14 protein-coding genes are annotated in these 14,025 nt (G+C 72.1%); 13 read left to right on the forward strand and 1 reads right to left on the reverse strand.

What is annotated here, in order from left to right:
* Positions 1–347: 347 nt before the first annotated feature.
* Complete coding sequence (locus CUD01_RS00585; RefSeq protein WP_141317839.1) at positions 348–878, forward strand: AAA family ATPase; 531 nt, start codon at positions 348–350, stop codon at positions 876–878.
* A gap of 172 nt (positions 879–1,050) precedes the next feature.
* On the opposite strand, the gene CUD01_RS00590 is transcribed toward CUD01_RS00585, so the two are convergent.
* On the reverse strand, positions 1,051–1,926 hold the full coding sequence (locus tag CUD01_RS00590; RefSeq protein ID WP_141317841.1) for a helix-turn-helix domain-containing protein: 876 nt from the start codon (positions 1,924–1,926) through the stop codon (positions 1,051–1,053).
* Between the two features lie 116 nt (positions 1,927–2,042).
* Between CUD01_RS00590 and CUD01_RS00595 the strand changes: the two genes are divergently transcribed.
* The 12 genes from CUD01_RS00595 to CUD01_RS00650 all read left to right on the forward strand — a co-directional run bounded on the left by CUD01_RS00595 (position 2,043) and on the right by CUD01_RS00650 (position 14,001).
* On the forward strand, positions 2,043–3,287 hold the full coding sequence (locus CUD01_RS00595; protein WP_141317843.1) for a multidrug effflux MFS transporter: 1,245 nt from the start codon (positions 2,043–2,045) through the stop codon (positions 3,285–3,287).
* A 25-nt stretch (positions 3,288–3,312) separates the two neighbouring features.
* A complete protein-coding gene (locus tag CUD01_RS00600) occupies positions 3,313–4,332 on the forward strand; it encodes a zinc-dependent alcohol dehydrogenase family protein (protein WP_141317845.1) in 1,020 nt (339 codons plus the stop codon).
* 173 nt (positions 4,333–4,505) lie between these two features.
* A complete protein-coding gene (locus tag CUD01_RS00605; RefSeq protein ID WP_141317848.1) occupies positions 4,506–4,877 on the forward strand; it encodes a cyclophilin-like fold protein in 372 nt (123 codons plus the stop codon).
* Between the two features lie 22 nt (positions 4,878–4,899).
* Positions 4,900–5,268 (forward strand): DUF2255 family protein, encoded by a 369-nt coding sequence (locus CUD01_RS00610; protein WP_141317850.1) that lies wholly within the window; start codon positions 4,900–4,902, stop codon positions 5,266–5,268.
* A gap of 33 nt (positions 5,269–5,301) precedes the next feature.
* Positions 5,302–6,279, forward strand: a complete 978-nt coding sequence (locus CUD01_RS00615) for an aldo/keto reductase (protein ID WP_141317852.1) — start codon at positions 5,302–5,304, stop codon at positions 6,277–6,279.
* A 26-nt stretch (positions 6,280–6,305) separates the two neighbouring features.
* Positions 6,306–6,716, forward strand: coding sequence for a (R)-mandelonitrile lyase (locus tag CUD01_RS00620; RefSeq protein ID WP_141317854.1), 411 nt, complete (start codon positions 6,306–6,308; stop codon positions 6,714–6,716).
* 46 nt (positions 6,717–6,762) lie between these two features.
* Entirely contained in the window at positions 6,763–7,800 is a 1,038-nt protein-coding gene (locus CUD01_RS00625; protein ID WP_141317856.1) for an NAD(P)-dependent alcohol dehydrogenase, read from the forward strand.
* Between the two features lie 498 nt (positions 7,801–8,298).
* Entirely contained in the window at positions 8,299–10,155 is a 1,857-nt protein-coding gene (dnaK, locus tag CUD01_RS00630) for a molecular chaperone DnaK (RefSeq protein ID WP_141317858.1), read from the forward strand.
* A complete protein-coding gene (locus CUD01_RS00635) occupies positions 10,152–10,784 on the forward strand; it encodes a nucleotide exchange factor GrpE (RefSeq protein ID WP_141317860.1) in 633 nt (210 codons plus the stop codon). Before dnaK ends, CUD01_RS00635 begins: the two co-directional genes overlap by 4 nt.
* A 37-nt stretch (positions 10,785–10,821) precedes the next feature.
* Positions 10,822–11,793 (forward strand): DnaJ C-terminal domain-containing protein, encoded by a 972-nt coding sequence (locus CUD01_RS00640; RefSeq protein ID WP_141317862.1) that lies wholly within the window; start codon positions 10,822–10,824, stop codon positions 11,791–11,793.
* Between the two features lie 115 nt (positions 11,794–11,908).
* On the forward strand, positions 11,909–12,319 hold the full coding sequence (locus CUD01_RS00645; RefSeq protein ID WP_141317864.1) for a heat shock protein transcriptional repressor HspR: 411 nt from the start codon (positions 11,909–11,911) through the stop codon (positions 12,317–12,319).
* Positions 12,320–12,459: 140 nt separating this feature from the next.
* On the forward strand, positions 12,460–14,001 hold the full coding sequence (locus CUD01_RS00650; protein ID WP_141317866.1) for an FGGY family carbohydrate kinase: 1,542 nt from the start codon (positions 12,460–12,462) through the stop codon (positions 13,999–14,001).
* Positions 14,002–14,025: the final 24 nt, after the last annotated feature.

Genomic DNA, 14,025 nt, shown 5'->3' on the forward strand with positions numbered 1-14,025 from the left:
AGGAAGCGGCTCGAGACGGGTGAGACGCGACGCGCCTTGTAGGAACTCGCGCGAGTTGTCCGCCGCGCGGTACCCCTCGAGACGCCGGTAGTGCCGCAACGCCCGACCTACCGTGACCGCGCTGCGCAGTTCTTCACGTCGACAACCTCCCGTTCGACGACAACCCGCACCCCGTCGACGTCCACCACGACGACCACCCGCTCACGCGGCTGCCGACTGTCCCGCCCCGTCCGGGCACGCCACGCCCCTGCGCCGGGTAGGGCGAGCGTCGACTTCCATCGGGCGCGGACGGAGCACGGACAGGCTCACATCCGACCAGGGGACAGTGCCTCGCTAGGGTCCCAGGCATGATCCTGTGGCTCAACGGGCCTTTCGGCGTGGGCAAGTCGACGTGCACCCGCCTGCTGCTCCAGCAGGACTCGCAGGCTCGCCAGTACGACCCTGAACGACTCGGCTGGTGGATCCGGCGCACGGTGGGTCTCGTTCGGCCGGGCGACTTCCAGGACCGTCCCGCGTGGCGTAGAGGCGTCGTCCACGGTGCCCACCGAGCTGCCCGGCGGACGCCGACGCTCATCGCTCCCATGACCCTGCTTCGCGCGGACGTCACGGACGAGATCCTCGGCGGTCTGCGCGCTGCGGGTCATGACGTCGTCCACGTGACGCTGCACTCCTCGCACGAGACGCTGGTCACCCGCATCGAGGGCGACACGGACGATCCCGCGGCCCGGGACTGGCGACTCGACCAGGCGTCCCGCTACTTCGAGGTCGCCGACCGCCTGGCGACGCTCGGCCCGCGGGTCGACACCGAGAACCGCACGGCGCACGAGGTGGCCGCAGCGGTCCTGGCGGTCCGAGACGCTCAGTCGTCCGGAGCGTGACCGCCCGCGGCGCGAGACGGCCAGCCTGGGTGTAGGAACTCATCGATCGTGTCCCGGGGGCAGGCCTGTGGCCTGCCCCAAGGCTGACGCGCACACTGGCGGCCGTCTCACGAGATCGTCCGATCCCTCGAGGTCGGCGACAGCCAGGCAAACCCGCTCCGTGTCGACTGGTTCAGCGGCTGAGGTCGACTGCCGTCGAGTCCGCGGCCCACGACGCGAGCAGGCGCAACCGCTCGGCTGAGGGTGATCCGGGCTCGGCGGTGTAGACCATGAGCACCTGACCGGGTTCGGCGGTGATGGCCAGTTCCTCGTAGGCCAGCACAAGGTCGCCGACGACGGGGTGGTGGAATCGCTTGGTCCCCGCGCCGTGCGAGCGCACGTCGTGCGCTCCCCACAACCGGCGGAAGGTGTCGCTGCGGGTCGAGAGCTCTCCCACGAGGTCTTGCAGGCCCTTGTCGTGGGGGTCGCGGCCGGCCTCGGCGCGCATGATCGCGACGCACATCTCGGCGAACAGGTCCCAGTCCGGGTAGAAGTCGTGCGCCGCCGGATCGAGGAACTGGAACCGAGCGAGGTTGGGGGTGCGTCCGCCGTCGCCGATGACGGGGGAGTAGAAGGCCCGTCCGAGCTCGTTCGTCGCGAGCAGGTCCTGGCGCTGGTCGCGGACGAACGCGACTCCGTCGGTGATCGCCGACAACGCCCATTGCAGGCTGGGGCGCGGCTGTGCCGGCCGGGCGGCGCGGCGGCGGGCGCGCCCGGAGGACGGGATGCCGTCGGCGGCGCGGGCAAGGTCGAACAGGTGGGCCCGTTCGGTGTCGTCGAGCTGGAGCGCGCGGGAGACCGCGTCCAGCACGGACGCGGAGGCGCCGGCGATCGCGCCGCGCTCGAGCTTGGCGTAGTACTCCACGCTGACTCCGGCCAGGGCCGCGACCTCGCTGCGGCGCAGGCCGGGCACCCGGCGGTTGGCGCCGCCGATGACGCCGGCAGCCTCCGGGGTCACCTTTGCTCGCCGTGTCATGAGGAACTCGCGCACGTCCGCTCGGTTGTCCATGCCCACGACCGTAGGCCGACCAGGTGCAATGAGGGAGACCAGGATGAGGGGTGTACCGCCGGTACACCCCTCATCAGGGACTCCCCGAGCGTGCCGGACCCGCGTTGTCTAGGGACATGCCCTCTTCCACCTCGATCTCCACGAGCGTGCGCCGCTACCTGCCGGCGCTGCTCCTGCTGCTGACGGTGTTCGGCCCGATCTCGATGGACCTCTACCTGCCCGCACTGCCCGCGCTCACGAGCGAGCTGGGGGCGGTGACCTCGACCGCGCAGCTCACGGTGACCGCGTGCCTGGTCGGTCTCGCATTGGGCCAGCTGGTCGCTGGGCCGCTGTCCGACCGGTACGGGCGCCGTGGCGTACTCCTCATCGGGATCGTCGCCTACGTCGCGACATCGCTGCTGTGCGCGATCAGCCCGAGCGTCGAGCTGCTCGTCGGCGCCCGCCTCGTGCAGGGCCTGGCCGGCGGTGTCGGCATCGTCATCGCCCAGGCCGCGGGCCGCGACGTCTTCACCGGGGAGCGGCTGCTGCGCTTCTACGGCCAGCTCACCGTGATCGGCGGCCTCGCCGCCGTGGTCGGGCCGCTGCTCGGCGGCTGGCTCACCACGATGACCGACTGGAGGGGCCTGTATGTTTTTCTCTCGGTCGTCGGCGCACTGCTGTTGCTCATCGCCCTGACCCTGTTCCCCGAGACCCTCCCGGCCCAGCAGCGCACCTCGGGCGGCTTCGCTCGCACCGCCCGCGACTACCGGCTGCTGCTGTCCGACCGGACATACCTCGGCGCGGTCCTCAGCCAAGGGTTCGTCTACGCCGCGCTATTCGCCTACCTCGCCGGCGCCACCTACGTCCTGCAGGGCATCTACGGCCTGTCACCGCAGGGCTACGCGCTGGCGTTCGGCCTCAACTCGGCCGGCTTCATGGTTGCCGGACACCTCGCCGCCCGCGCGGCCCAGCGCTGGGGCAACCACGCCACGGTGCTCGCCGGCACCGCCCTGGCCGGGCTTGGAGCGGCGGGCCTGCTGCTCGCCGGGCTGACCCACGTCCCGGTCGGGGTCGTGATCGTCTCTCTGTTCGTCCTGGCGTGCGGTGTCGCGTTCTCCTCACCGCCCGCCACCACCCTCGCCCTGGCCGGTTACCCGCAGATCGCCGGAACCGCCTCGTCCCTGCTCGGCATGGTCCGCTTCGGCTTCGGCGGCGTGGCCGCCCCGCTGGTCGGCGTCGCCGGTGCCGCGAGCATCCTGCCGCTGGGCGTCGTCACCCTCACCTGCCTCGCCCTGGCCGCCGGCACGTTCCTGGCCCTGACCGCCCGCACCCGACCGGTGCGGGAGACCGTCCCCGACGCTGTGCTCGTCGCACAGCACTGAGACCCCTCGAGAAAGGCACCACACCATGCGTGCTGTCGTCATGTACGCCCCGGGCGACGTCCGGGTCGACCAGACCGAGCGCCCGACGATCGTCGAGCCGACCGACGCGATCATCAAGCTCGCCGCGACCTGCATCTGCGGGTCCGACCTGTGGCCCTACCGCGGGGCCGACGACGTCGACCATCAGCCGATGGGCCACGAGTACGCAGGCGTCGTCGACGAGGTCGGCTCGGCCGTCGAGAACATCAAGGTCGGCGACTTCGTCGTCGGCTCGTTCTTCTCCTCGGACAACACCTGCGAGATCTGCCAGGCCGGCTACCAGTCCCACTGCGTGCACCGCGGCCCCGGCGCCGTCCCCGGCGCGCAGGCCGACTACGCGCGGATTCCGCACGCCGACGGCACCCTCGTCGCCACCCCCGGCCAGCCCGCCGCGGAGCTGATCCCGTCCCTGCTGGCCGCCTCCGACGTCCTCGGTACCGGGTGGTTCGCGGCCGTGGCCGCCGAGGTCGGGCCGGGCAAGACGGTCGCCGTCGTCGGCGACGGCGCCGTCGGGCTGCTCGGCGTGCTCGCCGCCAAGCAGCTCGGCGCCGAGCGGATCATCGCGATGTCCCGCCACGCCGACCGCCAGGCACTGGCGCGCGAGTTCGGTGCCACCGACATCGTCGAGGAGCGCGGCGATGCCGGCGTTGCCGCCATCAAGGCACTCACCGACGGGCTCGGCGCGCACTCGACCATCGAGGCCGTCGGCACCCAGGAGTCCATGATGCAGGCCATCCGGGCCACCCGCGCCGGCGGTCACGTCGGCTACGTCGGCGTATCCCACGACGTCGAGCTACCCGGCCAGGAGCTGTTCTTCTCCGGTGTGCACCTCCACGGAGGCCCCGCCCCGGTGCGCCGGTTCTTGCCGGACCTGATCCAGCTGATCTGGGACCGCCAGATCGACCCGGGCAAGGTCTTCGACCTGACCCTGCCGATCGAGCAGGCCGCCGACGGCTACAAGGCCATGGACGAGCGGCGCGCCACCAAGGTCCTGCTCACCGTCTAGGTCCCGCGGTGGGGCGCGAAACAGGTCACCTCGTGCGACAACTCGCAACAATGCTCGTCCTCGCCTTGGCGCTGTCCGGATGCGCATCCGCGACCACCAGCCGGCGCCCCACTGCGGACCAGACCGCCGCAGGCGCGGCCACAACCCCCACCGCGTCACGAACGGAGTCCGCCATGCCCTCCTCGAGCACGGTCGTGCGCCTCAGCTCCACCGCCGGGCACATCGACGTCACCCTCGACCCGAGCAGCACCGCCGGGCAAGACCTGCTGTCGATGCTGCCGATCAGCCTCACCTTCGAGGACTTCGCCGGCCGGGAGAAGATCGCCTACCCGCCGCGCACCATCGACGTCACCGGCGAACCTGCCTCCAGCGCAGGTGCCGGCGACCTGGCGATCTACGTCCCTTGGGGCAACCTCGCCCTCTTCTACGAGGGTGAGCGCGGCACCCCGACCGGCGACCTCGTACGCCTGGGCCACTTCGACGCCACCGAACGGCAGCTCGCCGTCCTCGAGGCCGGCCCCGTGACCGTCGACGTCGTCGAGTGACCACCGATCTGGAGGGTTGGACATGACCACCTGGACACCTGAGGACCTGAGCGCCCTGGGCGGCGCGTCCGAGATCACCATCGCGACCGAACGACCCGACACCACCACCCGGCGCCCGGTGCCGATCTGGGTCGTGCGCGTAGGCGACGACCTGTTCATCCGCTCCTACAACGGTCCCGCCGGCTCCTGGTACCGCCAGATCCTCGCCAACCCCTACGCGCACATCACCGAGCACGGCGCCCACGTGCGCGTTCGCCTCGAGCACGTCGGCACTGCGGCGACCGGGGTCGACGAGGCCTACTGGGCCAAGTACGGACGCGGGAGCTACGGCGCGGCCATGACCACGCCCGAGGCCGCAGCGACCACCCTGCGCCTGCACCCGGCACCTTGAACAGCTCAGAGACCAGAGAACGGAGAAGCCCTCATGCAGTACAAGAACCTCGGCCGCAGCGGCCTGAAGGTGTCCCGCCTCGCGCTGGGCACCATGAACTTCGGCGACGCGACCGACGAGACCGACAGCCACGCGATCCTCGACGACGCACTCGCGGCCGGCATCAACTTCGTCGACACCGCCGACGTCTACGGCGGACCGCAGAAGCCCGACATGGAGAAGGGCTTCGGGACTTCCGAAGAGATCATCGGCCGGTGGCTGGCCCGCTCCGGGCGGCGCGACGACATCGTCCTCGCGACGAAGGTGTACCAGCCGATGGGAACCGGCCCCAACGACCGGCACCTGTCCGCGTTCCACATCCGCCGCGCCTGCGAGGCCAGCCTGCGACGCCTGCAGACCGACCACATCGACCTCTACCAGATGCACCACGTCGACCGGTCCACCCCCTGGGACGAGATCTGGCAGGCGATGGACCAGCTGATCCGCGAAGGCAAGATCACCTACGTCGGATCGAGCAACTTCGCCGGCTGGGACATCGCCACCGCCCAGGGCGCCGCCCAGCAGCGCCACCTGCTCGGGCTCGTCTCCGAGCAGTCCCTGTACAACCTCACCACCCGCACCCTCGAGCTCGAGGTCATCCCCGCACTGGACTACCACGGCATCGGCCTGATCCCGTGGAGCCCACTGGCCGGCGGCCTGCTCGCCGGCGTGCTCGACGCACCCAGCGGCGGGCGCCGCGCCCAGCTCGGCGACCAGGTCACCCAGCTGCGACCCCAGCTCGAGGCATGGGAGCAGCTGTGCACCGACCTCGGCGAGAAGCCCGCCGACGTCGCGCTCGCCTGGCTCCTGCACCACCCCGCCGTCACAGCCACGATCATCGGACCACGCACCAGCGAGCAGTTGCACACCAACCTGCACGCACTCGACGTCACGCTCGACGCCGCCACCCTGCAGCGCCTGGACGACATCTGGCCCGGACCCGGTACGGCACCCCAGGCCTACGCCTGGTGATCGCGCCCTGCACGAGAGGACTCGCCATGCAGATCACCCGCAGCACCGTCGCGACCGTCAAGGGCCCGGCGGACTGGTTCACCGGCGACGTCTACATCGACGCCGTCGCCGCCGCACCGGCACCCTCGCGCGTGAGCGCAAGCCTGGTGCACTTCATGCCCGGGGCACGTACCCACTGGCACCGCCACCCGCTGAGCCAGACGGTCTTCGTCACCGAAGGCGTCGGGCTCTGCCAGCGCCGCGGCGGACCCGTCGAGGTCATCCGCCCCGGTGACCGCGTCCTGTTCGAGGCCGACGAGGAGCACTGGCACGGCGCCGCGCCCGACCGGCTCATGGTCCACGTCGCCATCAACGAGGGCGACGACGACCACGCCGTCGTCCAGTGGCTGGCTCCGGTGACCGACGAGGAGTACGCCGGGGCCCCGGCCGTCTCCTGACACCCCTCCTCCACCCCCATCACCACCGAAGCAAGGAACAGCACCCATGCGCGTCCACGCCTACGCCGCCCCGGCGGCCGGTCAGCCCCTCGCCCCCACGACCGTCGAGCGTCGTGAGGTCGGCCCGAACGACGTCCTGATCACCATCGAGTACGCCGGCATCTGCCACTCCGACATCCACACCGTCAACGGCGACTGGGGCCCCCAGCCCTACCCCCTGACCCCCGGCCACGAGATCGTCGGCCTCGTCACCGAGGTCGGTCCCGAGGTCACCACCCACCAGGTCGGCGACCGCGTCGGCGTCGGCTGCATGGTCAACTCCTGCGGGCAGTGCGCCAACTGCACCCGCGGCGAGCAGCAGTTCTGCCTCAACGGCACCGTCTTCACCTACGGCTCGCCGGACCGCGACGGCACCGTCACCCAGGGCGGCTACTCCACCCACGTCGTCGTCGACGCCAACTTCGTGCTGGCCGTGCCCGACGGCATCGACCCCGTCCAGGTCGCCCCGCTGCTCTGCGCCGGAGTCACCACCTACAACCCCCTCAAGCACTGGGGCGCCGGCCCCGGCAAGAAGGTCGCCGTCGTCGGCCTCGGCGGGCTCGGCCACATGGCCGTCAAGCTCGCCCACGCCATGGGCGCCGAGGTCACGGTCCTCTCGCAGTCCCTCAAGAAGCAGGAAGACGGTCTGCGCCTGGGCGCCGACCACTACTACGCCACCTCGGACCCCGAGACCTTCACCACCCTGGCGGGAACGTTCGACATCATCATCAACACCGTGAGCGCCGACCTCGACGCCAACGCGTTCATCGGCCTGCTCGACCTGCACGGCGCCATGGTCAACGTCGGCGCCGCGCCCGGCCCCATGCCCGTCAACGGCGCGCTGCTCGCAGGGCACAAGTCGTTCACCGGCTCCATGATCGGCGGCATCCCGATCACCCAAGACATGCTCGACTTCTGCGGCGAACACGGCATCGGCGCCGAGGTCGAGGTCATCCCCGCCTCCCAGATCAACGAGGCCTACCAGCGCGTCCTGGCCTCCGACGTCCGCTACCGCTTCGTCATCGACGCCGCGACTCTCAGCTAGCGCCCACCGTCCGACGACCGAGCAGCCCTCGCCGCAGCCGGCGAGGGCTGCTCGCGTCTGAGCTCCCACGCCGCTGGCGCTGCACCCCGCCGAGGGAAGCGCGCCCAGCCGGCGGCGCGCCTCTACTTCCCGAGCCCTCAGGCGCGTCTTCCCACGGGATCGGCCGGGCGCACTCGTGCGTGCGTGCGTGCCGAGCGATTCTGCGTCTCCCTGAGCCCTTGGACGTGTCTTCCCGGGGGATCGAGCTCTTCCGAGCGATCGGGACGTCTTCCCGAGGGATCACCTGCGTCTTACCGCCGGATTCAGCACCCCAACGGGGAGCCATCTGTCCGAGTTTCGCGCTGAGGGAATGGCGCGGCGGCGTCCGGAGTTGAGCCTGGCAGACTCAAGTTTGCTGGTTCGGACTTGCGGCGGCCCTGCGGTCGGATGCAAGGTTGAGCGCAGCGGACTCAAGAGCGTCCAGTGCACCAGCACCACGATCGAAAGAAGGCACCACACATGGCACGAGCAGTCGGCATCGACCTGGGCACGACGAACTCCGTCGTCGCCGTCCTCGAGGGTGGCGAGCCCACGGTCATCGCCAACGCGGAGGGGTCGCGCACGACTCCGTCGGTCGTGGCGTTCTCGAAGACGGGCGAGGTGCTCGTCGGCGAGATCGCCAAGCGCCAGGCCGTCACCAACGTCGACCGCACGATCACGTCCGTCAAGCGCCACATGGGCACGGACTGGACCGTCGACATCGACGACAAGAAGTACACCGCGCAGGAGATCTCCGCGCGTGTGCTCGGCAAGCTCAAGCGTGACGCCGAGGCGTACCTGGGCGAGCCCGTCACGGAGGCCGTCATCACGGTCCCGGCGTACTTCAACGACGCCGAGCGCCAGGCCACCAAGGACGCCGGCGCCATCGCGGGCCTCAACGTCCTGCGCATCATCAACGAGCCCACGGCGGCCGCGCTCGCGTACGGCCTGGAGAAGGGCAAGGAGGACGAGCTCATCCTCGTCTTCGACCTCGGCGGTGGCACGTTCGACGTGTCCCTCCTGGAGGTCGGCAAGGACGACGACGGCTTCTCGACGATCGAGGTCCGCGCGACGTCCGGTGACAACCGGCTCGGCGGTGACGACTGGGACAACCGGATCGTCGACTTCCTGGTCACCGAGGTGAAGAACTCCTCGGGCGTGGACCTGTCGAAGGACAAGATCGCGCTGCAGCGTCTGCGTGAGGCGGCGGAGCAGGCCAAGAAGGAGCTCTCGTCGGCCACCAGCACCAACATCTCGCTGCAGTACCTGTCGATGAGCGAGAACGGCCCCATCCACCTGGACACCAAGCTCACGCGCGCGCAGTTCCAGCAGATGACGCAGGACCTGATCGACCGGACCAAGGCGCCGTTCCACGCGGTCATCCGCGACGCGGGCATCCAGCTGTCCGACATCGACCACGTCGTGCTCGTCGGCGGCTCGACCCGCATGCCCGCGGTCACCGAGGTCGTCAAGGAGCTCACGGGCGGCCGCGAGCCGAACAAGGGCGTGAACCCCGACGAGGTCGTCGCCGTGGGTGCTGCGCTGCAGGCCGGTGTCATGAAGGGCGACCGCAAGGACGTCCTGCTGATCGACGTCACCCCGCTGAGCCTCGGCATCGAGACCAAGGGCGGCGTGATGACCAAGCTCATCGAGCGCAACACGGCCATCCCGACGAAGCGCTCGGAGATCTTCTCCACCGCGGAGGACAACCAGCCGTCGGTGCTCATCCAGGTGTTCCAGGGCGAGCGTGAGTTCGCGCGGGACAACAAGCCGCTGGGCACGTTCGAGCTGACGGGCATCGCGCCGGCGCCGCGCGGGCTGCCGCAGATCGAGGTCACGTTCGACATCGACGCGAACGGCATCGTGCACGTGTCCGCCAAGGACCGCGGCACGGGCAAGGAGCAGTCGATGACGATCACCGGCGGCTCGGCCCTCCCCAAGGAGGACATCGAGCGCATGGTGCGCGAGGCTGAGGAGCACGCGGCGGAGGACAAGAAGCGCCGCGAGGACGCCGAGGCGCGCAACAGCGCCGAGCAGCTCGTCTACTCGACGGAGAAGCTGCTCGTCGACAACGCCGACAAGCTGCCCGAGGACGTCAAGACCGAGGTCCAGTCGAAGGTCGACGACCTGAAGAAGGCGCTCGAGGGCACCGACACCGACGCGGTGAAGTCCGCGACGGCGGCGCTGTCCACGTCCGCGCAGAAGATCGGTGAGGCCATCTACTCGCAGGCCCAGGCGGAGACCCCGGCCGACGCCCCGACGGGTGACGCGGGCTCGTCGTCCGACGACGACGTGGTCGACGCCGAGATCGTCGACGACGAGGACGACAAGAAGTGACGGACCAGCCGACGACCCCCGGGCCCGAGCAGGGCCCGGGGGACACCCCCGAGAACGAGGCGCCCCGGTTCACGGACAAGCGCCGCATCGACCCGGAGACCGGCCAGGTGCGTGAGCCCACGCCCGAGGAGGCCGTGATCGCGGAGGCCGAGGCCGCCGCGGCCGGCGGTGGCGAGGTGTCGGACGCGCAGCGGCTGGCCGACGAGCGGCTCGAGGAGCTGCAGCGCGCCCAGGCGGCGCACTACAACCTCGAGCAGCAGTACAACGCGTACGTGAAGCGCTCGAAGACCGAGGTGCTCGCCGCGCACGAGCGCGGTGTCGCGGCGGTCGCCGAGGCGCTCATCCCGGTGCTCGACGACATCGAGCTGGCCCGCCAGCACGGTGACCTCGCCGAGGGGCCGTTCGCGTCGATCGCCGAGAAGCTCGAGGCGACCCTCGGGCGGTTCGGCGTCGAGCGGTACGGCGCCGCGGGCGAGGAGTTCGACCCGGCGGTGCACGAGGCGCTCATGCACTCGCACTCGGCCGATGTGACGACGTCGACCGTGCAGATGGTCCTGCAGCCGGGCTACCGGACCAAGGACCGGGTGCTGCGCGCGGCACGCGTCGCGGTGGTGGACCCGGAGGCCTGACGACGAGCACGCACGACATCACGAGGAGGGAGGCGCCGTGACCGGGCAGGACTGGCTCGAGAAGGACTTCTACTCGGTCCTCGGCGTCCCCAAGGACGCCGACGCGGCCACGATCAAGAAGGCGTACCGCAAGCTCGCGCGGGAGAAGCACCCGGACCACAACCCGGGTGACGCGAAGGCCGAGGCGCAGTTCAAGGACATCGGCGAGGCGTACTCGGTGCTGTCCGACCCCGAGCAGCGCCAGCAGTACGACCAGCTGCGCGCGATGGCCGGCGGTGCGCGCTTCACGGCAGGCGGCCGCGGTGGCGGCGGTGGGTTCGAGGACATCCTGGGCGGCATGTTCGGGGGCGGCGGCGGGGGCAACACCCGCGTCCGCTACTCGAGCGGCGGTGCGGGCGGCTTCGAGGACATCCTCGGCGGGATGTTCGGCGGCGGGTTCCAGCGCGGACCGCAGCCGGGTGCGGACCTCGCCGCGGCCGTCGAGCTGCCGTTCCGGCAGGCCGTCGAGGGGTCGACCGTGTCGTTGCAGGTCGGCGGTCGCACCGTCAACGCCCGCATCCCGTCCGGGGTGCGCGACGGGCAGAAGATCCGGCTGCGCGGCAAGGGGCGGCCCGGTGAGCCCGGGGCCCCCGCGGGCGACCTCGTCGTGACCGTGCACGTCGCGCCGCACCCGGTGTTCACGCTCGACGGGCGCAACCTCAAGGTCACCGTGCCGGTGGCGTTCGACGAGGCCGCGCTGGGCGCGACGATCGACGTGCCGACGCTCGACGGGGACACGGTGCGCGTCAAGGTGCCCGCCGGGACGCCGTCGGGGCGCACGCTGCGCGTCAAGGGCAAGGGCGTGCGCGCGTCCGGCTCGGCGAAGTCCGACGGTGACCTCATGGTGACCGTGCAGGTCGTCGTGCCCCAGCGCCTGTCCGACGCGGCACGCGAGGCGGTGCAGGCGTTCGGCATCGCGACCAGCGGCGAGAACCCGCGCGCGACCCTCATGGAGCAGGCGCGCGCATGACCCACACCGCCGAGCGCGCACGTCCCGCCCCGAGTGCGCACGCCAGTCGTGCGCACTCGGGCGCGGGCGTGCGCACTCGGCGGACGGGGGGTGGGCGGTGAACGAGGACACGCCCATGTTCGTCATCTCGCGCGCCGCCGAGCTCGCGGGCATGCACCCCCAGACGCTGCGGCAGTACGACCGGCTCGGGCTGGTCTCGCCGCGGCGCACCGCCGGGCGCGGGCGCCGGTACTCGCTGCGCGACGTCGCGACCCTGCGCGAGGTGCAGCGGCTCTCGCAGGACGAGGGCATCAACCTGGCCGGCATCAAGCGGATCCTCGAGCTCGAGGCGCAGGTGCTGCGGCTCGAGCGGCAGGTCGACTACCTGCGCTCCTTCGTCGAGCCCGGGCGTCGCGTCTTCACGGCCGACCCGCGCGGCGACGTGGTCGCGACGAGGCGCCCACCCCGCTCCCCGCGCGTCGCGCAACCCCCGCGCGCGATCACGGCGTCGACCTCCGCGGTCGTCCTCTGGCGCCCCACCCGCTGACCCCCAGCACAGCCCGACCCCGCCCACCCCTCGCCGAGTGCGCACGGTCGTGCGCGAGCGCGCACGCAAGACGTGCGCACTCGGTCCGGGACGTGCGCGCTCGGCCGGGAGGGGATGGGTCGGGGCGGCAGGATGGGTGGGTGAGCACCGCGCTGGGGGTCGACGTCGGGACGACGCACACCAAGGTCGCGCTCGTCGACGTCGACGCACCGCGCACGCTCGCGGTCGCGTCCGCCCCCACCCCGGCGCCCGCCGACCTCCTGCGCGTCGTCGCGGACCTCACGCGCCGCGTGCTCGCGGCCGCACCGGACGCACCCGTCCCCGCGGCGGTCGGGGTCGCGTCGATGGCGGAGACCGGCGTCCCGGTCGGCCCGGAAGACGAGCCGCGCGGCGACTGGCTGCGCTGGGACGGCCACCGCGCCGGCGCCCAGGCCGACGCGCTCGCGGCCCGGTTGGGCCGTGCCGAGCTGTTCGCGGCGACGGGCGTGCGGGCGTCGGCGAAGGTGCCGCTCGCGACCTGGGTGTGGCTGCGCGACGAGCGGGCCGACAGCGTCGTCGGCCGCCGCACGGACACGGGAGGCGAGCGCGGGACGGTCGGCGCGCTGCACGGTGACGGGCGGTGGGCCGGTGCCGCGGACCTCGTCGTGCTCGGCCTGACGGGCCGGCTCGTCACCGACCACACGCTCGCGGGCCGCACCATGGCGTACCGCCTGGGTGACGTGCAGACAGGGCTCCCGGCGGCGTTCGACGTGGACCTGCTGGCCGAGGTCGGCCTCGCTCCGCACCAGGTCCCGCGGGTGCTGCGCCCGGGCGAGACCGTCCCGCTGCGGGCCGGCGCGCTCACCGACGCGGGGCTGCTCGTCGGCACGCCCGTGACGGTCGCGGGGCACGACCACGCGGTCGGCGCGTTCGCCGCCGGTGTGCGCGCCGCGGGCGACGTCGCGGACTCGGTCGGGACCTCGGAGGTCGTGTGCACGGTCCTGGCGGCGGACCCCGAGCCGGGTCCGGTCGCCGCGGCGGGCATGAGCCTGGTGCGCACGGTCCGCGGGGACGCGCCGGCGCTGGTCGCGGGGTCGTCGAGCGCGGGGGGCGCGGTCGCGGCGTGGCTGGCGCACGTCGCACCGGCCGACGAGCACGCCGGGCTACTGGCACGCGCGTCGGTGGTCGACGACGCGCTCGTCGCGCTGCTCGTCGGGGATGCCGCGCACGCCTCGGGTGCGCCCGGGTTCGTCGTGCTGCCCTACGGGCACGGGCGGCAGACGCCCGCGCCCGACGCGGCCGCGACGCTCCGCGCCGTCGGGCCTGTGCCGACGGACCCGGTCGCGGCGCTGCGGGGCGTGCTGCTCGGCGCCGCGCTGCAGGCGCGGTGGATGCTCGACGCGCAGGCAGCGCTCGCGGGCACACCGCCCGCCCGGGTGCGCGCTCTCGGTCGCCCGATGATCGCCAACCCCGCGTGGGCCGCGCTCAAGCGGTGGTGCACCCCGGTCCCGCTGGACGTCGTCGCCGACGAGGAGGCGGTCGCGGCAGGCGCCGCGCTGCTCGCGGCGGAGCGCGCCGCCCTCGTCGGCCCGGCGCCGGTGCTGTCCGCGCTCGCGGGTCCCGCGCAGGACGTAGCGCCCGACCCGGCCGCCGTCGAGCGGCGTCTCGCGGGCTTCGTCGCCGAGGCCCGCGCGCCGCGCTGACGGACGGCCCGCAGGAGCCGTCGG

The sequence above is a fragment of the Cellulomonas uda genome (assembly GCF_006538705.1).
Classification (GTDB): domain Bacteria; phylum Actinomycetota; class Actinomycetes; order Actinomycetales; family Cellulomonadaceae; genus Cellulomonas; species Cellulomonas uda.

Coding starts and splice junctions, on each gene's coding strand:
- CUD01_RS00585 (WP_141317839.1), top strand. CDS start 348: ATGATCCTGTGGCTCAACGGGCCTTTCGGCGTGGGCAAGTCGACGTGC.
- CUD01_RS00590 (WP_141317841.1), bottom strand. CDS start 1,926: ATGGACAACCGAGCGGACGTGCGCGAGTTCCTCATGACACGGCGAGCA.
- CUD01_RS00595 (WP_141317843.1), top strand. CDS start 2,043: ATGCCCTCTTCCACCTCGATCTCCACGAGCGTGCGCCGCTACCTGCCG.
- CUD01_RS00600 (WP_141317845.1), top strand. CDS start 3,313: ATGCGTGCTGTCGTCATGTACGCCCCGGGCGACGTCCGGGTCGACCAG.
- CUD01_RS00605 (WP_141317848.1), top strand. CDS start 4,506: ATGCCCTCCTCGAGCACGGTCGTGCGCCTCAGCTCCACCGCCGGGCAC.
- CUD01_RS00610 (WP_141317850.1), top strand. CDS start 4,900: ATGACCACCTGGACACCTGAGGACCTGAGCGCCCTGGGCGGCGCGTCC.
- CUD01_RS00615 (WP_141317852.1), top strand. CDS start 5,302: ATGCAGTACAAGAACCTCGGCCGCAGCGGCCTGAAGGTGTCCCGCCTC.
- CUD01_RS00620 (WP_141317854.1), top strand. CDS start 6,306: ATGCAGATCACCCGCAGCACCGTCGCGACCGTCAAGGGCCCGGCGGAC.
- CUD01_RS00625 (WP_141317856.1), top strand. CDS start 6,763: ATGCGCGTCCACGCCTACGCCGCCCCGGCGGCCGGTCAGCCCCTCGCC.
- dnaK (WP_141317858.1), top strand. CDS start 8,299: ATGGCACGAGCAGTCGGCATCGACCTGGGCACGACGAACTCCGTCGTC.
- CUD01_RS00645 (WP_141317864.1), top strand. CDS start 11,909: ATGTTCGTCATCTCGCGCGCCGCCGAGCTCGCGGGCATGCACCCCCAG.